23 protein-coding genes are annotated in these 25,609 nt (G+C 59.5%); 8 read left to right on the plus strand and 15 right to left on the minus strand.

From position 1 onward, the window contains the following. Positions 1 to 3: 3 nt before the first annotated feature. Together H681_RS04495 and H681_RS04500 are read left to right on the plus strand one after the other, a co-directional pair. Entirely contained in the window at positions 4 to 894 is an 891-nt protein-coding gene (locus H681_RS04495) for a LysR family transcriptional regulator (RefSeq protein WP_015475651.1), read from the plus strand. 180 nt (positions 895 to 1,074) lie between these two features. Continuing rightward, positions 1,075 to 2,106 carry an IS110 family transposase gene (locus H681_RS04500; RefSeq protein ID WP_015475652.1) on the plus strand — a complete coding sequence of 344 codons (1,032 nt, stop codon included), beginning with the start codon at positions 1,075 to 1,077 and terminating at the stop codon, positions 2,104 to 2,106. Positions 2,107 to 2,524: 418 nt separating this feature from the next. Here H681_RS04500 and H681_RS04505 read toward each other — a convergent pair whose 3' ends face one another. The 3 genes from H681_RS04505 to H681_RS04515 form a co-directional block, all read right to left on the minus strand. Then, positions 2,525 to 3,256 carry a TorF family putative porin gene (locus tag H681_RS04505; RefSeq protein ID WP_015475653.1) on the minus strand — a complete coding sequence of 244 codons (732 nt, stop codon included), beginning with the start codon at positions 3,254 to 3,256 and terminating at the stop codon, positions 2,525 to 2,527. A gap of 268 nt (positions 3,257 to 3,524) precedes the next feature. After that, positions 3,525 to 4,301, minus strand: coding sequence for an MBL fold metallo-hydrolase (locus H681_RS04510; RefSeq protein WP_041711727.1), 777 nt, complete (start codon positions 4,299 to 4,301; stop codon positions 3,525 to 3,527). Positions 4,302 to 4,305: 4 nt separating this feature from the next. Next, complete coding sequence (locus H681_RS04515; RefSeq protein ID WP_015475655.1) at positions 4,306 to 5,418, minus strand: extracellular solute-binding protein; 1,113 nt, start codon at positions 5,416 to 5,418, stop codon at positions 4,306 to 4,308. Positions 5,419 to 5,526: 108 nt separating this feature from the next. Between H681_RS04515 and H681_RS04520 the strand changes: the two genes are divergently transcribed. Both H681_RS04520 and H681_RS04525 read left to right on the plus strand, forming a co-directional pair. Next, positions 5,527 to 6,441, plus strand: coding sequence for a LysR substrate-binding domain-containing protein (locus H681_RS04520; RefSeq protein WP_015475656.1), 915 nt, complete (start codon positions 5,527 to 5,529; stop codon positions 6,439 to 6,441). Between the two features lie 86 nt (positions 6,442 to 6,527). Then, positions 6,528 to 7,148: a tyrosine-type recombinase/integrase gene (locus H681_RS04525; RefSeq protein ID WP_015475657.1), complete on the plus strand. Its 621-nt coding sequence runs from the start codon at positions 6,528 to 6,530 to the stop codon at positions 7,146 to 7,148. A 100-nt stretch (positions 7,149 to 7,248) separates the two neighbouring features. Here H681_RS04525 and H681_RS04530 read toward each other — a convergent pair whose 3' ends face one another. From H681_RS04530 to H681_RS04540, 3 genes are read right to left on the minus strand one after another with little or no spacing between them, the layout of a single operon-like run. Further along, positions 7,249 to 7,836, minus strand: coding sequence for an isochorismatase family protein (locus H681_RS04530; protein WP_015475658.1), 588 nt, complete (start codon positions 7,834 to 7,836; stop codon positions 7,249 to 7,251). A gap of 15 nt (positions 7,837 to 7,851) precedes the next feature. Continuing rightward, on the minus strand, positions 7,852 to 8,589 hold the full coding sequence (locus H681_RS04535) for a pirin family protein (RefSeq protein WP_015475659.1): 738 nt from the start codon (positions 8,587 to 8,589) through the stop codon (positions 7,852 to 7,854). A 10-nt stretch (positions 8,590 to 8,599) separates the two neighbouring features. Then, complete coding sequence (locus H681_RS04540) at positions 8,600 to 9,673, minus strand: alkene reductase (protein WP_015475660.1); 1,074 nt, start codon at positions 9,671 to 9,673, stop codon at positions 8,600 to 8,602. 116 nt (positions 9,674 to 9,789) lie between these two features. On the opposite strand from H681_RS04540, the gene H681_RS04545 reads away from it, so the two are divergent. Both H681_RS04545 and H681_RS26725 read left to right on the plus strand, forming a co-directional pair. Next, on the plus strand, positions 9,790 to 10,668 hold the full coding sequence (locus H681_RS04545; protein WP_015475661.1) for a LysR family transcriptional regulator: 879 nt from the start codon (positions 9,790 to 9,792) through the stop codon (positions 10,666 to 10,668). A gap of 456 nt (positions 10,669 to 11,124) precedes the next feature. Beyond that, positions 11,125 to 11,355 carry a hypothetical protein gene (locus H681_RS26725; RefSeq protein WP_041711728.1) on the plus strand — a complete coding sequence of 77 codons (231 nt, stop codon included), beginning with the start codon at positions 11,125 to 11,127 and terminating at the stop codon, positions 11,353 to 11,355. Between the two features lie 15 nt (positions 11,356 to 11,370). Here H681_RS26725 and H681_RS04555 read toward each other — a convergent pair whose 3' ends face one another. The 4 genes from H681_RS04555 to H681_RS04570 are packed head-to-tail and all read right to left on the minus strand — an operon-like array spanning position 11,371 to position 16,860. Then, positions 11,371 to 11,775: a hypothetical protein gene (locus H681_RS04555; protein ID WP_015475663.1), complete on the minus strand. Its 405-nt coding sequence runs from the start codon at positions 11,773 to 11,775 to the stop codon at positions 11,371 to 11,373. A 2-nt stretch (positions 11,776 to 11,777) separates the two neighbouring features. Next, positions 11,778 to 14,015 (minus strand): hypothetical protein, encoded by a 2,238-nt coding sequence (locus H681_RS04560; protein WP_015475664.1) that lies wholly within the window; start codon positions 14,013 to 14,015, stop codon positions 11,778 to 11,780. After that, positions 14,012 to 15,598 carry a site-specific integrase gene (locus H681_RS04565; protein ID WP_015475665.1) on the minus strand — a complete coding sequence of 529 codons (1,587 nt, stop codon included), beginning with the start codon at positions 15,596 to 15,598 and terminating at the stop codon, positions 14,012 to 14,014. Before H681_RS04565 ends, H681_RS04560 begins: the two co-directional genes overlap by 4 nt. Then, complete coding sequence (locus tag H681_RS04570) at positions 15,595 to 16,860, minus strand: site-specific integrase (RefSeq protein WP_015475666.1); 1,266 nt, start codon at positions 16,858 to 16,860, stop codon at positions 15,595 to 15,597. The genes H681_RS04565 and H681_RS04570 overlap by 4 nt, the downstream gene beginning before the upstream one ends. 148 nt (positions 16,861 to 17,008) lie before the next feature. Here H681_RS04570 and ettA point away from each other — a divergent pair, with 148 nt between their 5' ends. After that, complete coding sequence (gene ettA / locus H681_RS04575) at positions 17,009 to 18,700, plus strand: energy-dependent translational throttle protein EttA (protein WP_080636200.1); 1,692 nt, start codon at positions 17,009 to 17,011, stop codon at positions 18,698 to 18,700. Between the two features lie 67 nt (positions 18,701 to 18,767). Here ettA and H681_RS04580 read toward each other — a convergent pair whose 3' ends face one another. Next, positions 18,768 to 19,064 carry a hypothetical protein gene (locus tag H681_RS04580; protein WP_015475668.1) on the minus strand — a complete coding sequence of 99 codons (297 nt, stop codon included), beginning with the start codon at positions 19,062 to 19,064 and terminating at the stop codon, positions 18,768 to 18,770. Positions 19,065 to 19,278: 214 nt separating this feature from the next. On the opposite strand from H681_RS04580, the gene gdhA reads away from it, so the two are divergent. Beyond that, on the plus strand, positions 19,279 to 20,613 hold the full coding sequence (gene gdhA, locus H681_RS04585; RefSeq protein WP_015475669.1) for an NADP-specific glutamate dehydrogenase: 1,335 nt from the start codon (positions 19,279 to 19,281) through the stop codon (positions 20,611 to 20,613). Positions 20,614 to 20,789: 176 nt separating this feature from the next. Here the strand turns inward: gdhA and H681_RS04590 are convergent, their stop codons facing one another. The 4 genes from H681_RS04590 to H681_RS04605 form a co-directional block, all read right to left on the minus strand. Beyond that, entirely contained in the window at positions 20,790 to 21,815 is a 1,026-nt protein-coding gene (locus H681_RS04590; RefSeq protein ID WP_015475670.1) for a cytochrome-c peroxidase, read from the minus strand. 127 nt (positions 21,816 to 21,942) lie between these two features. Next, the gene (locus H681_RS04595) at positions 21,943 to 22,302 is read right to left on the minus strand and encodes a hypothetical protein (RefSeq protein ID WP_015475671.1); all 360 of its coding nucleotides are present in this window, start codon (positions 22,300 to 22,302) and stop codon (positions 21,943 to 21,945) included. Between the two features lie 160 nt (positions 22,303 to 22,462). Further along, the gene (locus tag H681_RS04600; protein ID WP_015475672.1) at positions 22,463 to 23,683 is read right to left on the minus strand and encodes an RtcB family protein; all 1,221 of its coding nucleotides are present in this window, start codon (positions 23,681 to 23,683) and stop codon (positions 22,463 to 22,465) included. Between the two features lie 52 nt (positions 23,684 to 23,735). Then, positions 23,736 to 25,601, minus strand: coding sequence for an Lnb N-terminal periplasmic domain-containing protein (locus tag H681_RS04605; RefSeq protein ID WP_015475673.1), 1,866 nt, complete (start codon positions 25,599 to 25,601; stop codon positions 23,736 to 23,738). Positions 25,602 to 25,609: the final 8 nt, after the last annotated feature.

Raw genomic sequence — 25,609 nt, forward strand, 5'->3', positions numbered from 1 at the left:
AGCATGCCTCGGCATAATTTCAACGACCTGCAAGCCTTCGTGACGGTGGCGCGCGAGGGCAGTTTTACCCGTGCAGCAGCACACCTGGGCATAACCCAATCTGCGGTGAGTCAGGTTGTGTCGGCGTTGGAGGCACGGCTGCAGATTCGTCTGCTCACACGCACCACCCGCAGTGTTTCGCTGACGGCGGCGGGTGAACGGCTCATGGACGCCATCGGCCACCGTTTCGATGAGATCGAAGCCGAGCTGGATGCCCTGACCGAGCTGCGCGACAAGCCGGCGGGCAAGGTTCGTATCACTTGTGGCGACAACATCATCAAGACGACCTTGCTGCCCAAGCTGATCCCCCTTCTGGCGGCCTATCCAGACATCAAGCTCGAATTCGATATCAACTACGGTTTCCGAGATATCGTGGCTGACCGTTTCGATGCCGGCGTGAGCTTCAGCGGTACGGTGGCGCAAGACATGATTGCCATGCCCATCGGCGGCGATCTGCGCATGGCCGTGGTGGCCGCCCCCAGCTATTTCGCCGAGCACCCCATACCCAGGCATCCTAACGACCTGGCTGCGCATAGGTGCATCGATATCCGCTTTCCCACCTACGGCGGAGTGGATGCCTGGGAGTTCGAGCGCAAAGGCAAGAAACTGAGGGTGAGGGTCGACGGGCAGCTGGTGTTCAACACCACCACCCACATCGCCGACGCCGCCGTCGCAGGCTTGGGCATCGCCTACCTGCCCGAAGATGAGTTTGACCCTCACCTTGAAGAGGGCCGGTTGATTCGAGTGCTGGAAGACTGGTGCGAGCCGTTTTCCGGCTATAACCTCTACTACCCCAGCCGCAGGCAACCTTCGCCGGCCTTCGCTCTTGTACTCGAGGCGTTGCGATTGACGTAGTAGGTGGAAAACAACGGGATCGGTTCCATTTTGCCCGTTATGTCCGCTTCTGGCCGACACCCGCCTGTCTCGGTCGGCGGCTCCCGACCCGAAGCAATGGGATGGACTCCCCCTCGCCTCGGCATCTGAGTGCCAGACTGAAGGTGCGAACCACAGTTAACAGCTAGAAGGAGTCCACACATGAAGCTTATGCGCATTGGGGTCGACTTGGCCAAGAACGTGTTTCAGATCCATGGCGTTGACTGTCACGAGAAGCCGATTTGGCGGCAGCGCTTACAACGCGATCTATGGCTACAAGCCTTGCTTGAGCAGGCTGAGCCAGGCTGTGTAATTGGCATGGAAAGTTGTGGCGGTGCTCACCATTGGGCGCGGCAACTTGAGGCTCGTGGATTCCAGGTCAAGTTAATTGCTCCCCAATTCGTCAAACCCTACGTCAAAAGCAACAAGAATGACGCCAATGATGCTGAAGCAATCTGTGAGGCGATGAGCCGGCCCAGCATGCGTTTCGTAGCTATCAAAACAGTCGAGCAGCAGGACATTCAGGCGACCCATCGAATTCGTGCCGGGTTAATTGAGCAGCGTACGGCAAAAGCCAATCAGATCCGTGGGCTGGTCGCTGAGTACGGTCTAATTGCACCGAAAGAATTGCTCTCGCTGCGTCGAGCAATACCGTGCTGGCTGGAAGATGCAGACAACGGTTTAACGCCGCGTTTCCGACATCTACTGGATGGCTTGTGGGGCGATCTGCGCGCACTGGATGCACGGGTGAGAGAGCTTGATAGCGAGATATCCGTGATCGCGGCAAATGAGCCTGACGCTCTATGTCTACAGCAACTGCGTGGTGTCGGCCCGATGATCGCCACTGCACTCGTCGCTGCCATCGGTGACGCTCGTCAGTTTGCCAATGGCCGGCAGTTTGCTGCTTCGCTGGGATTAACGCCCAAACAACATAGCTCCGGCGGCAAAGATCGATTGCTCGGCATTAGTAAACGCGGCGATGCCTACTTACGGACACTGATGGTTCATGGCGCTCGATCAGCGTTACGTACAGCCAATTCCAAAGACGACCGACTTAGCCAGTGGATCGTCCGCCTGGCTGAGCGATCACATGCCAACGTGGCAGCAATCGCGCTGGCCAACAAAACCGCGCGCATGGCTTGGGCGATACTGCGTAACGGCACCGATTACCAACCGGATCGGGCTGCTGCCTGACCCACCAACCAGCACGCTCAGCAAGAGAGTAACCGTCACCCACGATTGCGAAGCAACCTGAACGATGGCAAACCGGTCGAACCGGCGCTGGCAAAACCCTCAAATGTCCATGTGCGAAAAGCACGTAGAAGCGATTGGGAGCCAGCGCGCGAATAGCCCATCATGGCCCAGCATCAAAGAGATGCCGAAGTCAGAGGCCGAATATACGTGTGCAGTCGGCACGGGGGCCAAAGCGAAGGGGCTTGCAATGAGGGGGAGTCCATATACGGACATGCGGAACGAAAAACTGGCATATGACTGACAGGGATCTAAGCCTTGCGCTCAGTAACTCTTGGGGATTTAGATATTTGCCTAAAAAAAGCCTCGACGAACATAGTTCATCGAGGCAAGCCAGAGGAGTAACACGCAACGCGATAAATCAGAAGGACTTGCTCACGCCAAGTACTAGGTTTGAGCCACAGACATCGTCGAAACCGTTGTAACTAGCGCACTCATCATTCGACAAGTTGGAGTCTACATAGGCTAGCGACCAGTCAAGACCAAGTAATTTCTTGCTTAGCGAAACCTGCCATTCATTGTAGGTGGAGGCAGTGCTGCCGTTTCCATCAACCAAGATGTCATCTTTGAAGTCAACCAAACCGTAACGGATATTAAGTCCAATATCCATAGGGAGTGCGGTTTCATAGCCGACAAAGCTGTACAAGTAACTCTGGTCGCCTCCCATATCACCTGAGTAATATCCTCCTGCATAGATCCCGTATGCGGAAAGCTTTGCGTAGGTTTCGCTGTAGTTAAGCTTGCTTTCTTTCGGGTACTCATACTCGAAATAAGCAAGGTCGAGGGATACATTGTCGGTTATTTTCCAGTAATAGCCTGCGTAATAGTCTATTTCTTGGCGAGTCTTACTGCCATAACCGAAATCGACGTTGGAGCTCCATACTCCGGCGTACAGCCCACTGGAGTGAGAAAGCGTGACGGAACCCTGAATGGCTGGATCGTTCTGGGTTTGTGACATACCACGACTGTGGTAGTCACTGTAAGCGCCAATATTCAAATCTAGGCTAAGGTCATCATTCAACTGGAATGCTTGGCTCGCCCCCCACGGCGCCAGCAATATGCCAGCAATGCAAAGCTTTGATATGTGATTCATGCAGTGCTCCCTACTTTTATTTTCTAGTTTTGTAACGACGCCTTCCGACTAAAAGCCCCATCACTAGAAGGTGCCGATGTTTCTTCTTGCTTCGCGAGAGTCTTATCGCCCCGGCTGCCGTGTACGACCACCTGGTACTTTTTGGGCATGAGAGCTCGCGCGAGCAGGTGAGTCGCAAACACTAGGAAGTTCGTTAATGGCTGATTAAAGCCTGCTGTAGTTGGTGAGCCCCAACCCAACAACTGACCCAAGTGGACTAGTGCAGCCTTCAGCCCCCTATATCTTTATTCCAGCGTTCCAAGTACGTATCGATGATGGCTAGCAATCTTTCGCGGCCGAAGCTGGCTTCGTGTCCGGCATGCACAACATCAACCTGAAGCCCCCGCAGGCGTTCTAGGGACGCCGCGTAGTCGCCAATATTCGCGTGCGGAATGGAATCAAGCAGATCGGCGTCGTACACCACATCTCCAGAAAACAGCGTTCTCGTACTCTGCTCGTACAAGGCAATGCTGCCTGGGGAGTGTCCGGGCAGATGGAGCACCTCGAAATGACGGTCGCCCAGATCGATGATGTCTTGGTCTACTAAAAGTCCGGTAGGCGGCGCCGGTAGCAGTGCCCACTTCGCGGGGTCGAAGCCAGGCCCTGGGAGGGCATCGATTACCAGGCGGTCGCAGCCCAAGTCTGACATGTACGTCGCTAGCCAATGATCATCATTGATAACCAAGCGGTTATCGCTGTTTGGCTGAGAAAAATACTCTGCCTCTGCGGCGTGACATAGCCTGCATTCGAACTCGTGCAGACCTCCCATGTGGTCGAGATGGCTATGAGTTGCTACTGCGCACACCGGTTTCAGAAATAGGTTGCGTGCTGCTTCGCGAAGGCTGGCAACACCTAGTCCGGTATCGATTAGCAGGTCGCGATCGCGCCCAGGGACATGCCAGATATTGCAGCGCAACATGGGATGTACATGAGGTTCCCATAGCAACGTGACTCCATCATCAAATGTCCTTTTCTCGAACCAAGCGTCTGCCACTTTGAGCGTCATGTCGCTAGTTCCCGACATTGGTTCTGAAACTTGCCCAGGTCCGAGTCCGCTCGCGTAATGTCCGGGCCGGCAACGGTTCCTCGCCGAACAATGTCTTGCGGCTTTCGGCGGATGGGAACAGAGTTTCGTCGTTGCGTAGTACCGGGTTGACCTTGTCGAGTGATGCCCGATTGGCATTGGCGTAGTACAGAGTGTTCGTCATCTCTGCCATTCCCTCGGCCTCGGTCACAAATTCGATAAATTCCTTCGCTTCCTCAACGTGGGGGGCGTCTGCGGGGATTGCGAAGTTATCAATCCAGGCCAGGGTTCCTTCTTTGGGAATCTGATAGCCGATAGCGAATGGTTTATTGGCCGCGACAGCCTGCCCCTTGGCAGTCATGGCGTCACCGTTATAAGACAGAGCCAGGCATAGGTCACCGTTAGCCAGATCATTGCTCTGCTTGCCGAATGCAATATAACGAAGGTTCGGCCGCAGCTTGTCGAGCAATTGTTTGGCGGCTATATAATCGGCCGAATTTTGGCTGTAAGGATTCTTTCCGAGGTAGTGCAGGGCGATACTCATGACTTCTTGGGGGGAGTCGATGATAGCGATGCCACAGTCCTTCAGCTTGCTGGTGTATTCCGGCTTGAACAGTAGGTCAAAGCTGTTTAGCGGTGCATTTGGAATGCGTTTCTCGATGGCGTCCTTGTTGTATGCAAGGCCAGTAGTGCCCCAAGCATAGGGCACAGCATAGAGGTTCCCGGGGTCGACCTTCTCGAGCTGAGCGAGCAACTGGGGATCGTACTGCTCTTTCGTTTTATATTGCTGCATGCCCGATGGCTGTAGCGCTTTGGCCCGAATCAAGCGATCAAGCATGGCGACGCCCGGTTGGACTACGTCGTAACCGGTGTGTCCGGTCATCAACTTAGCTTCTAGGACGTCCGCGCTATCAAAGCTGTCGTACTTAACCTTGATGCCAGTCTGTTTTTCAAAGCGAGCCAGAGTCTCTGGTGCGAGATAACTCGCCCAGGCGTAGACGTTGACTGTTCGTACGGCATCGGCCGCCACAGAGTTTGAGGCGATTAGCAACATTCCAGTCGCTGTTGTAACAAGTGAAGCGAATCGCAGGCTTTCCATCGGCAATGCTCCAGATCGGGAGTGGTAGCCAATTCTTCGCAAGCGTAATAAGATCAGACAAGCTATATATTTTAATGATTTATTGTTGAGGCTGGCTAAACGATTCCCATGCACATTCCTGCACTAAATAACTTGCGTGTGTTTGAGTCCGTCGCCCGTCTTGGTCATGTGGGGGCTGCGGCTGCGGAGCTGCACATCACTCCAGGTGCCGTCAGCCAGCAGCTCAAGAGCCTGCAATCTGCTCTGGGTGTGGAACTATTCAGTCGCCAAGGGAGAAACATAGTTCTCACGCAGGCGGGGTTGGCGCTACACCGCTCGGTTGCCAAGGGCATGCATGAGATTAACGATGGACTCAATCAGATCATTAGCCAGTCGCAACAGGCCATACCGACGACAACTCTGACCATTTCGACCGAACCGGTATTTGGTTCGTCTTGGCTGATACCTAGTTTGTTAGGGTTCAAGGAGGCCTATCCGCACATCCGCCTTCGCATTATCGCCGCCAACCATGTCACGGAAGTGGATTGGAAGAGAGCTAATGTCGCTCTGCTGTACGCAGCCCCGCCCTGGGAGGGGCTGTGGTGGCGCCCTCTACGCACCCTTCACATGTTTCCGGTGTGTAGCCCACAACTGTTGCGGGGGCCCAACGCATTGTCTAATCCGTACGACCTAGTACATCACCGACTACTGCATGAGGATGACGGCACCCTCTGGCGTCGTTGGCTGCTGGAAGCGCGCGTACCCTACCCAGGTGAGTCAGATCTGCATATCGAGAGCTTTAGCATGGCCTTGCAAGCTGCCCGCGACGGTTACGGAGTGGCCCTCTCGGATGAGTTTAACTCGCGCCGGGATCTAGATCAGGGTCTGCTCGTGCGGCCCTTCAATCTTGAAGTACCTGCTGGCCTCGGTTACTACTGCCTATGTCCTGAAGAGCAACGGCACATAACAGGAGTGGTTCAGTTCGTAGACTGGCTGATAGCCCAAACTGCCCTGGATGTACAGCAACTTAGCGGTCGTTCCTAGGTGGTGGGAACGTCTGCTCTTGGCCGGTTAGCGCCCATTGCTATTGCTGGTCCACCCTTGTCCTCCCTTCACGTGGAGGACAAGCCATGAACACCACTGCCACCTTCAGCCACCAGCCTTGGAACAAAGGAAAGCTAGTCGGACAGAAAGCCCCGCTCCGGCTCAGCGATATATGGGCCATCAGGGTAAGGCTCCAGATTGCGGAGAGAACCCGGGATCTTGCTCTATTCGACTTGGCCATCGACAGCAAGCTGCGAGCCTGCGACTTAACCAAGCTTCGTGTGCGGGACATAGCCCATGGAGAACACGTGTCGCCGCGAGCCATCGTGATGCAGCAGAAAACACAGCGACCAGTGCAGTTTGAGATCACAGAGCAAACCCGGGCGGCTTTGGCGGTCTGGATACATCAGGCCCAGCTCCGCAGCGAGGATTGCCTGTTTCCGAGCCGGTTGCGAGGCTCAGATCATCTCTCCACCAGGCAATACGCTCGAATCGTTAAATCCTGGGTGACAGCCATTGGCCTTGATCCGGCCATGTACGGCACCCACACTCTGCGGCGTACGAAGGCATCCCTGATCTACCGCAGGACGAAGAACCTGAGGGCAGTCCAACTCCTTCTCGGCCATACGAAGCTTGAAAGCACCATCCGATACCTGGGAATTGAGGTCGATGACGCCTTGGAAATGGCGGAACAGACCGAGGTCTAACCACGCATAGCGACGGTCGAGACCAGACCGTCGCTATGCGGCCAGAAGCGGTCGTTGAAAGCGGCAAAAGAGAGGGCATACCCGCCGCCCCCTCGCATAGCTAGCCTTGTAGTGCCGGCATCACCACTTGCTGCACGATCTCACCGCCCTCCGGTGTACTCCAGCTGCCGGCCAGCTCGGCGATCACCTGATTGGTGCTGGAGAGCGTGACGCCAGCCTTCTCCATGCGGCGCAGAGCCATGTCGTCGCCAATCGCGCTCGGTGAGCCACCGGCATCGGCAATCACCTGTACTTCGTAGCCATCGCCCACCAGGCTCAGAGCCGGGAAGACTGTGCAAACGTCATTGGTCACGCCGGCGATGATGATTTTGCGTCGCCCGGTCGCACGAACAGCCGCTGCAAAGTTTTCGTCGTCCATCGCATTGACGATGCCGACCCGCTTGATACGGGCGGCGAACTCGGCCGGTAATATGCTTTCCAGCTCGGCCAGCAGCGGCCCTTGAGCGTATTCCTCCATGCTGGACGTCAGCACCACGGGCATCTTGAGGATGCGAGCGGTCTTCGCCAGCATCAGCGCGTTGCGCTTCATCTCCTCGAAGGGGATGGACTTGACCCAGCCCATGGTGCCGACCTGATGGTCGATCAGCAGCAGGGCGGAATTGGCAGCATCGAAACGTTGAAAAGCCATGGTCGTTACCTCTCGCTAGGTGGCACTGGGATAAAGGGGCACGCCGGCGAAGATCATCGCCTTGGCGGCCCCCTGGGGGGCCTGCAGCAGCAGGACGCGCTCGCTGCTGTCGGGTTGAAAAACAGGCAGTTTGATGGAGTCCCGCTCGAACAGCTGACCGTCTACCGACAGAGCGCCATGGATCGGCATGACGATGACGACATGCCCGGCCGCCAACGGAACCGTCAGCGCGGCGCCGTCATCCAGAGATACATCGAGCAGTGTCACCTCGGTTGGCGGTCGCAGCGGTGAAGCGGCTTGGCCGAACCTGCCAGCGGCCACTCGCACCTTGGCACCCGGCAGGCGCACCACGGGTATGTCCTGCGGCTCCAGGCTCAAGGCGAATGGAGGGCCGTCCCGATGTTCGGGCGGCAAAGCGACGAATATCTGCAGCGAATGCACCGTCATGTCCGGCTCGGCAGGGATTTCCTCATGGACTATCCCGCTGCCTGCCGCCGCCCAGTGCAGCCCACCCGGCTGGATCAGGTTGTGGTTGCCGAGCGAGTCCTTGTTCTCGATACCCGTCTCCGAGTCGAGAAACACATAGGACACCGCCGAGAAACCGGCATGCGGGTGGGGCGCGAAGGTGGGCGCGCTCATCCAGGCGTGATCGATGCCGAGGAACGGATCGAGCAGTTGCTCCTGGCCGCGCAGTGCGTAGACCCGGAAATAATTGCCCTTGCTGGCCCGCTGTAGCGTGGCGAGGGTTGTCATATCCGCAACCTCAGTTCGCCGCCGCGCCGTACAGCGCCGGGTAGTCGATATAGCCCTGTGCGTCGCCGCCGAAATAAGCCGCTCGATTGGCTTCGTTCAACGGGGCAGCATGGTACAGCCGCTCGACGAAATCAGGGTTGGCCAGAACCATCTGGCCATAGGCTTCCAGATCGGCCAGCCCTGCTGACAAGTCGGCACCGATCTCTTCGCGTGGCCGCCCTGGTCGGTTGAGAATCAGCGTGTGCCGCCACAGCTTTCGAATGTCGGCCAGCAGAGGTTCGTCACCCTGCTGCATGACATGCAGGTAGGCCAGGCTCAGCTTGTCGAGTTCAGCTACCAGGTAGCGGTACAGGTCGGGGCCCTCGGCTCCCTCGTCGATGCCCCACAGCGTGGTGCCAGGCGACAGGCGGATGGCCGTACGATCGGCGCCGATTTCCTCGGCGATGGCACTTGCCACCTCAATGGCGAAGCGGGCGCGATTCTCGATGGAGCCGCCATACTCGTCGGTGCGGGTGTTGGCACTCGGGGCAAAGAACTGCTGGATCAGGTAGGCGTTGGCAGCATGAATCTCGACGCCGTCGGCCCCGGCCTCGATGGCGCGGCGGGCGGCGAAGCGGAAGTCGACGACGGTCTGGCGAATCTCTTCGCGGCTAAGCGCGCGGGGGGCGGGAATGTCCTGCATACCCGTCGGGGTGAACATCTGGGTGTTCGGCGCGATTGCCGAGGGGGCGACGCCCTGACGATGGTGTGGTGTGTTGTCCGGGTGCGACATACGCCCGGCATGCATCAGCTGAATGAAGAGGTGGCCGCCCTTGGCATGCACCTGCTCGGTGACTTTCCTCCAGCCCGCAACATGGGCGTCGGTGTAGATGCCCGGGGTGGTGAGATAGCCCTGGCCATCATCCGACGGCTGGGTGCCCTCACTTACGATCAGGCCGAGACCGGCACGCTGTGCGTAGTATTCGACGGCCAGTTCTCCTGGTGTGCCGTCCGCTTGCGCGCGACTGCGGGTCATGGGCGCCATGACCAGGCGATTGCGCAGGGAGTAGCGGCCTACGTGGATGGGGGTGAACAACTGCTGCATGGTGAATTCCTCGAAGCGGGGGAATGGGGATTCGCTTGGAGCTATCTTCTGCTTCGCGCATCATGGAATAAATACGTTATATTGGAGAGGATTGATCCAATTTTGAGGCAATAGTCATGGAGCTCCTGAATGACATGGCCCTATTCGTCGAGGTGGTGAAGGCCAAGGGCTTTCGCGGTGCCTCCGAGGCGACCGGGGTGCCCAACTCGACGCTGTCGCGGCGCATTAGCACCCTGGAAAAAGCTATAGGCCTGCGCCTGCTGCATCGCACGACGCGCAAGGTCGAGGTGACGGAAGCCGGCCAGCTCTACTTCGAGCGCTGCAAACGCATCGTCGACGAGGCGCGACTGGCCCATGAGCAACTGGGCGAAATGCTGGCGCAGCCCAGCGGAGTGCTGCGTGCCTCGCTGCCGGTGGATTTCGCGGTAACTTACCTCGCGCCGTTAATCGCCGAGTTCGCCGACCTGTACCCAGGCATCACCTTCGATTTCGACCTCACCCCGAGACGCGTCGACCTGGTCAGCGAACCCTTCGATGTGGCCATCCGCATGGGCGAGCCGGAAAACTCGCAACTTATCGCGCGGCTGCTGGCGTCTCTGACGCCCAACTTGTATGCCTCGCCGGGCTATCTGCAGCGTGAAGGGGAACCCTCCAGCCCGGCCGACCTGGAAGCACATCAGTGTTTGGGCATCCTGAAAACCGGGGCCTGGACGCTACTGGATGGCCTGCAAACAGTCAGCGTGTCAGTGGGTGGGCGCTACCAATTGAATAGCGTGGGGATGATTCGGCGTCTGGCGACGCTCAATCAGGGCATCGTCCTGATGCCAGAAGAAATAGTCGCGGATGAACTAGAAAACGGCAGGCTGCGCCGCATCATGCCGAACTGGCGGGGACTGCCGATGCCAGTGTACGCCATCACTGAGACACGTCTGCTGCCGGCCAAGACGCAGCGGTTCATCGAGTTCCTGCGCGAGAGGTTGGCTTCAAGAGGGTGATTGATTGACCGCTTGTGGCCGTTTTCTGCCTGTCGCCTCTTCGGCGAGACTGGTCAAGTCGGATGCAAACGGTGGTCAGCGGCAATGCAATTGGGCGGTCAAATGCGATGCAATTACGCACTTGGCGGTTGGCAGGTTCGTGAAACTAGTCTGCAGCACCGTAACCGGAAGGTGACTTGGCTGGACGCTTAGTGCGCCAGTTAAAGCTGGCGGAGGATAGTCGATGAAAGTTCGATACTGGTAAGAAATGGCGAATCAACCAGACCCCGAGTCATGCATGTTGCACCGTGGGTGAAGCGTTGACAGGGGAAACCGATGGGCCAGCCATTGAGCCGCGTAATCAGGAATCCGGGATGCCGATGCTGTTAAGCGAAGCAGAAGGCTATACGGAGCATGGCGTTATCCGCCAGTCGAAAGGTTGGCGGTGGACTCATCGCGGTCAACAAAGAGGCGAGCATGCAACTGCAGTACGCCTTCATGCTGAAACAAATTCTTCCGTTGATCCTGCATGCGCGCGATGAGTCAGCGGAGCTCGAGCTTGAAACGGGAGTGCGGCTTCCGACCGGTCCGAACAACATCGACATCCTGGTGATCGGCAGATCGGGGAGGCTTTCGCACCCAAGAGCCGAGGGCGCGTCCGTTGGCTGCATGCGCCTCAGTCATCGGGCCAAATTCTGTCCTATTTAGCTTTGAACGGAACACTTATGGAGACAGTTTCTTTTGAAGCTGTGAAACCGGCCGCTCCAACATCGATTGCGTTAGCCCGTGCATATCCGCATTGGCTTGCCAGATCAAAAAACGGCTATGCATATCTCGAACAGCAGCTAACAGCTTCTGATTGGTCGCTGTCAGTTTCTCAATGTGCTCGTTGGCTGCCTGAATATCGCTAATCCAGCCCGGCTTCAGCTTCTGAGCCTTCAATGCCGCCTTGCAATTCTTCATCGCTAAATCCACGGCAGGTAGTTTCATCAGGGACTGGCGAGCACGACTGATACCCAATTTTTCTTTGCAGGCCTCAACGAGCAAAGGCCAGGTCAGCTTCGGCTCTGACCATTCCTCAATCAGCTTAATGATGCGCTTCTCATCCTTTGGCGTTAAATGCCCCATCGTTAACCCTCGATCTCATCCAGCAAAGCCAAGACGTCGTCCAACGATGGTAACGCCTCTTGCGCCTGGTTCTCTTCAATGAACCTGACTTCGATCAGCCCCGACATTGCAGCGGCGTTCTTGGTCAGCGTCCAACCGTTATCGGCGTTCCACACAATGGCACCGTTTTCGAGTTCGGGGTTTTCCAGCGTTTGGATGAGCGCCTCGCACTTAAAGAGCTTCTCACCCAGTTTTTTGGCCGACTCCGATGCCCCAAACACGCCCCGAGACTGCGCATCCAGGGCTTTATCGAGACGACGTTTAAGGTTGTCGCGTTCTTCTCTGAGATTGCCCAGCTTTACGTCATCCCCTTTGACGCAACCGAGCCGCCCGCAGTCCAAACAGGCACCCATTTTCGGGCAGGGCTCGGATGCGAAGTTGTGCAGGCAAACGCCGATATGGGTTTGATGGATAATGCGGTCCTGCTCGCCCTTGCGCAGTTCCATCAGATCAGCAAGATTCAGAGGCTGATTGGTTTTGACCTTTTCCATAAGCTGAGCAGCGTTGCTGTGCTTCGTTTTTGGGTGGTAATCCGCAACCCTCTGGGTGCGGTCCTCGATGGTTTCATGGTTGTAGACCGATCCCATCGTCGTGCGCCCAGAGAAGGCGTCAATCAGGAGCTGCGACAGACCGGCCTGGTGCATCCGCGTGTTCAATTCGTGCCGAAACGCATGCGTGTTGACCTTGACGCCGGGGTAGCCGAAGCGCTCGAACAGGCTTTTCAATGCCGGGTTTTTCGAACCGCCTAATTGCCCGGTAAGTCGGCCAGAGTTCGCCGCGATCTCCACGCCAAACCCGAGTGTCGCATGAGCTGTACCTGAGTCTTCAGCTAGTGCTCCCGTGCGCACGGTGAACAACGCATCACGGTACTTCACCCGAGCCTTGCCCTCTGTGTAGGGCGTGGTGTAGGGAAAATCCTTTGGAAGATACTTCATCCGCAACAGCACATTGAGCTTGTGCAGTGTGATCACACACCGGTCGTCAAACTCATAACCCTGGACTCCATGCTTGCCCTTAACATATATGCGCTTACCTACGCTGGAATCCCACCCGTCACGGATCTCGGCCAAGAGGGTTCGGGCGGCGGGGCTGAGCGCCTTTCGCTTCTCCAAAGATTTCAGTAAATTGTCATTGAAGCAGGATCGCGCTCCGCCCTCTTTATAGGCGAGTTTCAGCGCGGCACAGGCTTCGGCGAACGTGAGCGGTTCATCAGGCCCCTTGGATGGCAATCCTTCATGGGGCGGAAACTCATCGGGATGGTCTTCCAGCCAGGCGGCGTAAGCCCGCGCCTCATCGGTGATCGGTTTCAGTAATGTGATGACCCGCTCGACGACCGGCTCCATCTCAGGCTTAACGACGGGCTTCAGCATCACCTGGTTTATCTTTTCCGCGTACCAGCGCAGGAACATGCGCCGATTGCCCTGGCTATCCTCTTTGAATACTAGGCAATCCAATTCAATATCTGCCAGTTCACCCACGCGACTGGGTGCACTCAGCAACAGCGCACAGGCGGATGTCACAACGATATCGAGGGGGCGGGTCAATTCGTTAGTGAACACTTCCCCGAGGGCTCTGATTGCGTCAGGGCTGGGCAGCTTCTGTTCCCGATCCTGCTTTTGCTGCTTGAGCGTGCCAGACGGCCTCAGCGTCAGCGGAGAGGTCCACCGGAAATCCGACCTGAGCAGTTTTTTGTTCCGCATCAGGGTGATGATGACCTCAAGTGCCTTACTGAAACCGTATGCGGTATTGCCTTTTGTCCAGTGACGATTCATGTGCTCGCACGCTGTATTACAGACAGCGGCTGACACCCGCGTCACATCCCGCGTGCCGGTCAACTCGAACAGGGCGGCTTCCAGCCCCTTCAGGGCATTCAGCCAGCCACTTGTCGCCTTTTTCTGCGAGAAAACCTTTCGGTACACAAGTATGGCTTTGGCAAAATCCGTGAAGGGTGCCTGCATCGCCACTGGGGCAACTGAGGTCGATCCGAGCGCCGAGAAGCTACAGCTTTGGAAGCCATGTAGGTGCCAACTGCCATCTTCCCAGCGAATGCTCGCGTGAACTCGATTGGGAATGCCTTTGGGCAGGGTCTGTTTTGCCCATTCGATAAACGCCGCGAGCTGAGCCTCCGCAGCCAGTTGGCTTCTGGGCTTAAAGTCGACAATGTTGTTGTTCGTTGATTCAGAATGAAAAGCATCGGTCATTCGCTGTTCCTCCCTGACCGTAGCATGGCCTCACAATCCAAAATCACCTTACGGCAGGCCAGAATGGCCCGATCCCAGAGCACTCCGGTCGTTTTATCCGTGGCAATGGTTTGCTCCCGACGACGTTCCAATCGCTCAAGGACCTCGCGATGATTGGCGTGCAGAAGAGGTTGAAATTTTCCGCATGCATAACAGGTGTAAGGCGCATCGAGATGGCAGGTGGCAGTGGCACCGCAAACTGCCACATCCTCGATTAGTCGATCCGCTCGATCCCCGTTTATCGCAGAGGTGCGATCCGTGACGATGATCCCGGTGAACGCATTCACAACCAAGGCCATATGGTCGCTCATCTTCGCGTCGATCAACGCCAGCAACTCCGGCGACACGGCGCGGTACTTTCGCACTGTCCGAGTATCGTTGTGCATCAATGCGCGGGCCATCGTCCATTCATCCAGCCCCGCATTGGAAAGGTCGGTACCTAAGGTGTGTTTGAACCGGTGCCCCCGCGTCACTTTCAGCGGCTGATGGGTGCGAGGTGAAATCGGAAAGTCCCTCCTTCGCTCGATGCGCTCAAGCCAACATTTGATCGTGCCTGATCCGGCATGAAAGATCGGCTGCGGCGCGTCTTCGAGGCCTTTTTGAAGGGGGCTGTCGAGTAAAACAGGGGCATTCCGCGCCCCCCAATGTTCTGCTTCATCATCCAGCTTCCGACGAAAGAGGGGCACATTCTCAATGGCTGCATTCCAGTCGGCGCCGTCTGGATACGTTTGCCAGAGTTGCGCCAGAACCATTGCCTTGTAGGCCTTCACGGTGTTGTAGAGGTCCTCATCCAGACTGAATGTTTCGGCCTTTGCTCGCCAACCCGCCTCGTTGTCTTTTCGCTTTGCCCAATGAAACTTCACCTTGCATCCCTGATCGCTTTTGGTGAAATCACCAAAAACCATCATTCGCATCTGAGAGCCACGCTGCCCGTAAATCATCAATATGCGCAGGTAAAGATACTCCTCGAACTCTAACTGCCCGTGACCAAACTGCTCATGTATCCATTGATGCAGCGCGTCCTGCTCCACCTGCGTCAAAGGACCTTTCTCGGGGTCAAGGCTGAGGATCACATCGTTGCTGGAGCGCTTATTCCTGGGCAGCGTCTGGTAGGCATTGATCAGGGATTGCGACGGACGCTGTTCGAGGGATTCGCAGTCGTGCCAAAACGCCATGAAAGTGGCAGTGCAACTAAACTCACCAAGATTGAAGCGCTCTCGCAGATCTATCAGTTGACCCTCGTTGAGCGGGTCAAGCCCGGCCTGAGCAGCCCGCGACAACACACTGGCGAGTTTAGAAACCGACATCGCTGCCTGATCGGCCATTCGGTACGCCAGGGCGGCGTGCAACCAGGGCTGCCAATCCGGCGAGACGCCGGCAATAGCCGCTTCCCAGTTGACTGAATGACAAGCCGATTTATCCGGTTTCCACATCGGTTCGGCGGGTGTGAACACGTTCCCACATTTCGCCAGGCGAGGCGTGTTCAGCCATGCATCGAGGCTGTCCTTCGTGGGTGCCTGCAGTGCTTCGACGGCGATGCTCACTCTGAACCTCTTTGTGTCGTGCCGGCCTTCTGACGGCTGAACGTAAATCGCTCGGCCCGTTTCTGTATCGCTTTGTCTGCCTCTTCCTTCCAGAATTTCGCGCCGTAGTGGCCTGGCATGTTCGAATCGGGACTCCAGCCGAACATCCATGTGAGGGTCTTTTGTACTTGCGTGGTGCGATCCTCCGGCGTGAGCACTGCCAGTTCCTCACGCATGCTTTCCAGCATCGTGTAGACCGCGTCATGCCTCAGAATATGCGGGTGCACATGAGCCAGTTCCGGCGCTATTTCTCGGACCCTGGACAGAACGCCATCCACTGCCTTGATGGTCAGAGGTCCGCCCTCATTTCGCTTGTGCGCCACCAGCAAAAACGGATGCCTTCTCGCTTGCGATGCGCCGTTACGGGGCTTTCTGTGGCGATATTTCGATTCGTATTCAGTAATTGCGTCATACAGGTCATCGGTCATCACCAGCATGCGCTCGTGGGTTTTGAATTGCGGGGCCATGGTTCGTGGATCGAGGCTCTCATCCTCCAGGTTAACCACCGCTAGTTGACGACTGTGCCAGTGAATATCGCTGGTCTTGATCAGCAGCATCTCGGAACGGCGCAGCCCCATGTCGAGACCCAGCAGCAAAATGATGTAGTTACGCAGCCTGATGGCTTCATCTGAAAAGGGGTTCTCGGAGCTATCCGGATGCATGATTTCCAGCAATCGAGTTCGCTCCGGGCTGGTAAGCCCTTTCATTTCGTCCGTTCGCGTTTTTTTCCACGCAGGGCTGGCCGCTTTGATCTTGCGGTTGATGCGCTTCTTCAGGTCGTCAACCGCCTCATATCGTGTTGAGTGATCACCCAACTTGTCATAGAGGAAGGCCAGATAGTCGCGTACCGCCTCGATTCGCTGCTGCGCATGGACTTTGCCAACGGATTTGTAGGCAGTCGGATGCAAATGCATCCCCGCATACTTCATGGCCAAGGTTTCCTTGCTGAACCCCGCGTCCGACACAAACCTAGAAAGCTCACTGTCTGTCAGGTATTGGCTGTGAGGGCGCTGTTCGAGGTGAGAAATCAAATCAATGGAGGAAAAGGCCAGAAACTCCTCAAACACAGCCAGATGCTCAAGGTACTTCTTGGTCGTTTCGAGGGCTCTGCCCGAGTGCTCCATGGTGATGTATAGGTTGGGGTAGTAGATCGGGATGTAGTCTTGTACCAGCAGCTTTCTTCGAGCAGCATTCACCACCTGCTCTGTGACCTGGAAACCCATGTTGCCCTCTCATAAAACATAACTTTTTTAAGTATAGTCATGGGCATCGACTGGTCAGCGCAAAACCTAACGTTTTACTTTCCCGAATTTTAGCGCTTGTCGCTACCATTCAAGCACTGAAGAGACAGGACTAAAGGCGAATCAAAGCATGTCCAAAAGTGACAAAACAGGCAAAACAGGCTCTTACGTCTATACCATGCATCGGGTCGGCAAAGTCGTACCGCCCAAGCGTGAAATCCTCAAGGACATCTCCCTGTCGTTCTTCCCCGGCGCCAAGATCGGCGTGCTCGGCCTGAACGGCGCGGGTAAATCCACCCTGCTGCGCATCATGGCCGGTGTCGACACCGAGATCGAAGGTGAAGCCCGCCCGATGCCCGGCATCAACGTCGGTTACCTGCCGCAGGAGCCCAAGCTCGACCCGCAGGCCACGGTGCGCGACATCGTCGAAGAGGCCGTCGGCCAGATCAAGGCCGCCCAGGCGCGCCTGGACGAGGTCTATGCCGCCTACGCCGAGCCGGACGCCGACTTCGACGCCCTGGCCGCCGAGCAGGCCAAGCTGGAAGCCATCCTCCAGGCATCCGACGGTCACAACCTGGAGCGCCAGCTGGAAGTCGCCGCCGACGCCCTGCGCCTGCCGCCGTGGGACGCGAAGATCGAACACCTCTCCGGTGGCGAAAAGCGCCGCGTGGCCCTCTGCCGCCTGCTGCTGTCCGCCCCGGACATGCTGCTGCTGGACGAACCGACCAACCACCTGGACGCCGACTCCGTCGCCTGGCTGGAACACTTCCTCCACGACTTCCCGGGCACCGTGGTAGCGATCACCCACGACCGCTACTTCCTCGACAACGTCGCCGGCTGGATCCTGGAACTCGACCGTGGCCACGGTATCCCGTTCGAAGGCAACTACTCCGGCTGGCTGGAATCCAAGGCCAACCGCCTGGCCCAGGAAGCCAAGCAGGAAGCCTCCCACGCCAAGGCCATGAAGGCCGAACTGGAGTGGGTACGCCAGGGCGCCAAGGGCCGCCAAGCCAAGTCCAAGGCCCGTCTGCAACGCTTCGAGGAACTGCAGTCGCAGGAATTCCAGAAGCGCAGCGAGACCAACGAGATCTACATCCCGGCCGGTCCGCGTCTGGGCGACAAGGTCATCGAGCTGCACAACGTCTGCAAGGGCTACGGCGACCGCGAGCTGATCGACAACCTGTCGCTGAGCATTCCCAAGGGCGCCATCGTCGGCGTGATCGGCGGCAACGGTGCGGGTAAATCCACCCTGTTCCGCATGCTGACCGGCAAGGAGCAACCGGACTCGGGCACCATCGAGATCGGCGAAACCGTGCAGATCGCCAGCGTCGACCAGAGCCGCGAAATCCTCGAAGGCAACAAGACCGTGTGGGAGCAGGTGTCCGACGGCTTCGAGCAGATCAAGATCGGCAACTACGAAGTCCCGTCGCGCAGCTACGTCGGCCGCTTCAACTTCAAGGGCGGCGACCAGCAGAAGTTCGTCAAGGACCTCTCCGGTGGTGAGCGCGGCCGTCTGCACCTGGCCCTGACGCTGAAGCAGGGCGGCAACGTGCTGCTGCTCGACGAACCGTCCAACGACCTCGACGTGGAAACCCTGCGCGCACTGGAAGAAGCGCTGCTGGACTTCCCCGGCTCCGCCATCGTGATTTCCCACGATCGCTGGTTCCTGGACCGTATCGCGACCCACATCCTCTCCTATGAGGACGACGGCAAGGTGGTCTTCTTCGAAGGCAACTACACCGAGTTCGAAGCCGATCGCAAGAAGCGCCTGGGCGACGCTGCTTCGCAGCCGCACCGTGTGCGCTACAAGAAGCTGGCGTAAGCCGCTTCTGACTGAAAACGGGGCCTTCGGGCCCCGTTTTCGTTTCCGTGCCTTTGGCTGGCCGGCTTCAGCGGTTGCGCTTGAGATCGTCCAGGGCGCGGCGCTGTTCTTCCAGTTGGCGCTGCAGTGTGTCGATTTGCCGCGCCTGGTCCTGCAGCGTGCGTTGCTGTTCTTCCAACTGGCGTGACATGCGTTGCAGGTCGTCGGTGCTGAAGTTCGACTTGTGGATCACTTCGCTGTCGAATGTATCCGCCACGAGCAGCGCGCCGGACTCGGTGAAATCGCCCAGTTTCATGGCCGCATGGGCGGGCAGGGCAAGGCTGCAGACGAGCGCGGAAAGCAGTGTGAGGGGGTGGGGAGACATCGGGGCGCTCCTGTGGAGTCAAGGACGAGTGCGATTTTCTATTGATTTTGTATACAAAAATCTGGTTTTCTTCCGGGCCGGCGAGGATGCGATTTACATAATTGCACCATAAAGATTCAGAAAAGCGTCACGTTGCACTATCTGAGTGCGACATGGATTGATAGAGTCTGCCGGCAAAAAGCATCACATAACCAGAAAATGTACCGGTGTAGACATGACCCAATCCGTTGACTCGTTCCTCGAGCGCCTCAAGCGGCGCGACCCCGATCAGCCCGAGTTCCACCAGGCGGTGGAAGAGGTGCTGCGCTCCCTCTGGCCGTTCCTCGAAGCCAACCCGCATTACCTGGAAGCCGGCATCGTTGAGCGCATCGTCGAGCCCGAACGCGCGATCCTGTTCCGCGTGCCGTGGGTGGATGACGCCGGCCGGGTGCGAGTCAACCGTGGTTTCCGCGTGCAGATGAGCAGCGCCATCGGTCCGTACAAGGGCGGTCTGCGTTTCCACCCGTCGGTGAACCTGGGCGTGCTCAAGTTCCTGGCCTTCGAGCAGGTGTTCAAGAACTCCCTGACCTCGCTGCCAATGGGTGGCGGCAAGGGCGGCTCAGACTTCGATCCCAAGGGCAAGAGCGATGCCGAAGTCATGCGCTTCTGCCAGTCGTTCATGAGCGAGCTGTTCCGTCACGTCGGTGCGGATCTCGACGTGCCCGCCGGTGACATCGGCGTCGGCGCCCGCGAGATCGGCTACCTGTTCGGCCAGTACAAGCGCCTGTCCAACGAGTTCACCTCGGTGTTGACCGGCAAGGGCCTGGCGTACGGCGGCAGCCTGATCCGCCCGGAAGCGACCGGCTTCGGCTGCGTCTATTTCGCCCAGGAAATGCTCAAGGCGCGCAACAGCGGCTTCGATGGCCAGCGCGTGGCGATCTCCGGCTCCGGCAACGTGGCCCAGTACGCGGCGCAGAAGGTGATGGAACTGGGCGGCAAGGTGATCTCGCTGTCCGACTCCGAAGGCACCCTGTTCGCCGAAGCCGGGCTGACCTCGGAACAGTGGGAAGCGGTGATGGAGCTGAAGAACGTGCGTCGCGGCCGTCTCAGCGAGATGACCGGTCCCGGCCTGCGTTTCCTCGCCGGCCAGCGTCCGTGGGCGCTCGCCTGCGACATCGCGCTGCCCTGCGCCACCCAGAACGAGCTGGACGCCAGCGACGCGCGCACCCTGCTGGCCAACGGCTGCATCTGCGTGGCCGAAGGCGCGAACATGCCGTCGACCCTGGAGGCTGTGGATATCTTCCTCGAGGCCGGCATCCTCTACGCGCCGGGCAAGGCCTCCAACGCCGGCGGCGTGGCCACCAGCGGCCTGGAGATGAGCCAGAACGCCATGCGCCTGCACTGGACCGCCGGCGAGGTGGACCAGCGTCTGCACGGCATCATGCAGAACATCCACCACGCCTGTGAGCACTACGGTGAGGAGAACGGCCGGATCAACTACGTGAAGGGCGCCAACATCGCCGGTTTCGTCAAGGTCGCCGACGCCATGCTGGCCCAGGGCGTGGTCTGACCGCTTCCCCTGCATGAAGAACGGGCCCATCGGGCCCGTTTTTCTTTTCAGCCGGCGAAGCGCGGGCTGCTCTTCGTAGGAGCGAGCTTGCTCGCGAAAAACCGCCCGATGACTTCGACGTTAGGCTGGTTCGTGAGCAAGGGCTGGGCGCCCCCCTCGGTCCTACAGGCCCATCGTCAATCCACCGGTCGCGGCGTGGTCGCGGTGCTCGGCGGCAGCAGCGGGTATTCCACCTTCGGCTGCTTGCCGGTGACGGTCTTGAGGAAGGCGACGATGTCACCGACTTCCTCGGTGTTGAGCTGCTTGCCCAACTGCGCGGTGCCCATGATCGCCACGGCTTCCTCCAGATCCCAGACCTGTCCGCTGTGGAAGTACGGCGCGGTGAGGGCGACGTTGCGCAGCGGCGCGGCGCGGAACACGTACGCGTCGTTCTGCGTCTTGGTCACCTCGAAGCGGCCCTTGTCGCCGCTGGGCAGGACCTTGCCGTCGGGCTTCTTCACCAGGCCGAACGGGAAGTACGCCTGGCCGCCCAGGTTCACGCCGTTGTGGCAACTGATGCAGCCCGAGCTCATGAAGGTCTGCAGGCCCTTCTTCTCACGGGCGTCGAGGGCATTGTCGTCGCCCTTGAGGTACAGGTCGAAGCGCGAGTCGGGGGTGATCAGGGTCGATTCGAAGGCCTGCAGGGCGCGCGCCATGTTGTCGAAGCTGACCGGTTGCTTGTCGCTGGGGAAGGCCTTTTCGAAGGAGGCGACGTACTCCGGCATGCTGCGCAGCGTGGCCTCGACGTTGTTCGGTGTGTTGTGCATCTCCACCGGGTTCTGCACCGGGCCCTTGGCCTGTTCTTCCAGGTCCTTGGCGCGGCCATCCCAGAACTGCGCAACGTTGAACACCGCGTTGAACACGGTGGGCGAGTTGCGCGCGCCTTTCTGCCAGGCGTGACCGCTGGACGCGGGGACGTTGTCGGCGCCGCCGGTGCCGACGTTGTGGCAGGTATTGCAACTGATCACGTGGCTGGCGGACAGGCGTGGCTCGAAGAACAGCTGCCGGCCCAGTTCGACCTGGTTGGGGTCGAGCGTGTCGCTGGCTTGCTCCGGAATGGGCTTGAAGAGACCGTTGGCGTGGTCGCGCAGGGCGTCGGCGTGGGCGGCCGAGGTGCTGGCGAGCATTACCAGGCTGCCCAGGACCCATTTCAGTGGCTGCATGAGGCGTTCTCCTTTCTCAGGCGGATAGTCTTCTGTTCCACGTTCTAGGAGAGGCCAGCCGGCGCAAGGCCGGCTTGATCGGGGTCAAGGACAAGGGACGCGTCTGGTGCGGGGCTTTGCCGCAGTTTCAGTTGCCGCGCAAGGCGCGCCCCAGGGCACGGTCTTTCTCTTGTTCCCAGTCGCGCTCACGGTCGCTGTTGCGCTGCGACTCATAGCGCTGGCGGTCCTGGCTGACGGACTGGGCCTGGCATTGCTGGAAACCGTCGCCCCAGCCCAGGGCGTACTGCTTGTCGGCCAGGTAGCGCGGCACGTTCTTGCGGAACTCACCGGTGATGGCGCCAGCCGCCTGACGGCCACTGCCGCAGCCGTCGTCGAAACCGTCGGCGTAGGCGGGCGGATAGCCCTGGGCGATCAGTGTCTGGTGAGTGGTTTCGCAGCCGGCCAGCGGGGCGAGCAAAAGCAGGATGAAGATGGCGCGGGGCGCCATGAAAACTCCCGTGTGCCAATGGGCGGGCGCACGCGCCGGATGGAGAGATTCGCCACCGGCAGGGTGGCGTGGCGGCACTCTATCGGGCGGTGTGTGAGGAAAGCGTCAAGCCGGTGTGATCCCCCTGTGCTACCGGTCCTTCCGTCCGCTGAAGCCGGTCTCAGCCTTTCACGCAGACCACCTGGCGCAGGGTGTGCAGCACCTCCACCAGGTCGCGCTGGGCGTTCATCACCGCCTCGATGTCCTTGTAGGCCATCGGGATCTCGTCGATCACGTCCTTGTCCTTGCGACATTCGACATGCGCGGTGGCGCGCACCTGGTCCGCCACGCTGAAGCGTTTCTTCGCCTGGGTCCGGCTCATGGTCCGGCCGGCGCCGTGGCTGCAGGAGCAGAAGGCCTCTTCGTTGCCCAGGCCACGGACGATGAAGCTCCGGGCGCCCATCGAACCGGGGATGATACCGAGCTGGCCCTTCTGCGCGGACACCGCGCCCTTGCGAGTCACCAGTACCTCTTCGCCGAAGTGACGCTCCTTCTGCACGTAGTTGTGGTGGCAGTTCACCGCTTCCAGGCTGGCATCGAACGGTTTGCGGATCACCTGCCTCGCGGCGGCGATCACGGCGCGCATCATCAGTTCGCGGTTCTGCCGGGCGAAGTCCTGGGCCCAGCCCACGGCTTCCACGTAGTCGTCGAAATGCCGACTGCCTTCCTCGAAGTACGCCAGGTCCCGGTCAGGCAGGTTGGCGATGTGCTGGCGCATGTCGGCCTGGGCCAGCTCGATGAACAGATTGCCGATGGCGTTGCCGACGCCGCGCGAGCCGCTGTGCAGCATGAACCAGACGCGGTCGGCCTCGTCGAGGCAGACTTCGATGAAATGGTTGCCGGTTCCCAGGGTGCCCAGGTGATGGCGGTTGTTGGTCTTTTCCAGCCTCGGGTACTTGCCGGTGATTGCCTTGAAGCGCCCGGCCAGTGATCTCCACGCCTCATCGGCGTGCGCCGGCACGTGTTCCCAGGCGCCCTGGTCGCGGCGGCCGAAGGTCTTGCCGTGGGGCACGGCCTTCTCGATGGCGCTGCGCAGGCCGTGCAGATTGTCCGGCAGGTCGGAAGCCACCAGCGAGGTGCGCGCCGCGATCATGCCGCAGCCAATGTCCACGCCGACGGCGGCCGGGATGATCGCGCCCTGGGTAGGGATCACGCTGCCGATGGTCGAGCCCTTGCCCAGGTGAACGTCCGGCATCACGGCCAGGTGTCTGAAGATGAAGGGCATCTTCGCGGTGTTCAGCAGTTGCCGGCGCGCGTCGTCCTCCACCGGTACGCCGGCAGTCCACAGCTTGATCGGCTTGCCGTGGGCGACTTCCAGCAGTTGATAGGGCGTGCTGCTCATGGGCGATTCCGGCGTTCAGCAGGCTCTCCATTGTGCGCCGGAACCGCCGGGCTCAGTAGTGGTACCAGCGCAGCTCCAGCATTACTTCGTTGACCGGCGTGGCCAGGTGGCTGAACTCGCGCTGGGCCGACAGACGCAGGCCGAGGTTGCGGCCCAGTTCGACCTGCTGGCCGAGGCTCAGGCTGCGGCGGACTTCGCCGTTGTGGAAGTAGTCGCCCTTGGCCTCGAGGGTCAGGTTGCCCAGCGGATTGCTCCACAGCAGGCCGGTGTCGAAGCCCAGCGCCGGGGCGATGGTCGCGGCGAAGTCCTGGTTGTTCTCGATCCGCGCGGTGCCCAGGGCATAGGCCTGCAGCTCGTCGCTGAGTTTCCAACTACCGCCGGCGCCGCCGTTGAGATGGCCGACCAGGGTGTCGTGGTCATTCTCGCTGTGCTTGCCGAGCACGCGCTCCCAGCCGCCGGAAACCTGCCAGGAGAGCGGCTGCAGCAGTTCGTTGCGTGGCGTCATCGAGCGGATGGTGACCAGGTCGAGCTGCTGCAGCTGCCAGCGATTGCCCTCGTACTGGCGCAGCTTCAGCTGGCCGAGCTCGATCTGCGCACCGAGGGGGAAGCCGTACTGGTTGTCGGCGAGGTCGTGATAGGCCATGCGCAGGCCGTACTGGGCGAAGGCTTCGCCATCGCGGCTGCCGGCGCCCAGTTGCCAGGTGCGCGATTCATGGCCGTCTTCCGGCTGGCCGGGGCGCTCCACGGTCAGCGCGGGCGGTGGGTTCTGATTGATGGCCTTGAGCAGGTTGTAGCTGCGCGAGGCGATGGCCTTGTCGCGCTCCTGACCGGTGGCGCGGTAGCGCACCAGGCGGAAGGCGGTGTCCTGCACCAGCGCCTGGCGCTCGGCGGGCAGGGCCTTGAAGTCGGGGCTGTCGAGCAGCCGGTCGTCGTCCGCCATCCGGCGCGCCAGGCGTTTTTCCTCATGGCTCAGCGGCGCGCCGCGGGCGAGCAGTTCGCGCTCGCGGGAGGGGCGGTAGTCGATGCGCTCGATCATCCCGGCGTTCTTCACCGCGCGCACGGTGTCGGTGGGAATGGCGGTGAGCGGGAACTGGTCGGTGAGTTCGGTGCCGGGGCGGGCGATTTCCAACAGCTCCAGCAGACGGAACGAGCAGTTCTCGTCGAAGAAGTAGTACTTGAAGCGAACCTGTTTGAGCTCCCAGACGTGCTCGACCATCCGCCCGGTTTCTTCAGGGCTCAGGTTGAGCCGGTATTCCCAGAGGTCGCGGTTCTCCAGGCGGCTGTATTCGGAGAGCTTCTCGCGGTACGGCACCAGGGCGAACAGGCCAGGGTAGCCGCCCATCAGGCCCTTCCAGGCGTAGAGAATACTGTTGTCCATGCCCTCGATGTAGGCGCCGAAGTTCAGGGCATAGCTCAGCAGGGCGGTGTTGTCGGAGTCGACGTCGGCCTGGTCGATGCGCAGCAGGGTGTGGCCGAACATCGAAGACGGACTGTTCAGGTAGGCCGCGGGGAACACCAGCACCGCGCTGTGCGGATTGATGTCGGTGTACCAGGTCTTGTACTCCTGGCAGGCCACGGACGGCAGGTCGTCGAGTTGCAGTTGCTGGCGCAGCCAGCGGGTGCGCGCCGGGTAGACGCACTGAGCGTGCTTGTCGCCGAGTTCGGCAGGGGCGTAGAGCGCCTTCACGGTAGCGGCCAGTTCGGCGTCGGGGTGCTGCTCGCCATCGGCGGCGAGGAAGAACTTCGGGTCGTCGACGAAGCTGCGCCAGCCGCCCAGCCTGGCGGGCTCGTAGTGGCCCAGGGCGAGCCAGTAGGGTTCGCTGGCCAGTGCCTGCAGGCGCTGCGGGGCGATCTGTGGTGCGGCGAACAGTGAGGAGCAGGCGCACAGCGCCATCCAGGGCAACAGGCGTTTGGGCATGGAGGGGA

The sequence above is a fragment of the Pseudomonas sp. ATCC 13867 genome (genome assembly GCF_000349845.1).
In the GTDB taxonomy this organism is placed as follows: domain Bacteria; phylum Pseudomonadota; class Gammaproteobacteria; order Pseudomonadales; family Pseudomonadaceae; genus Pseudomonas.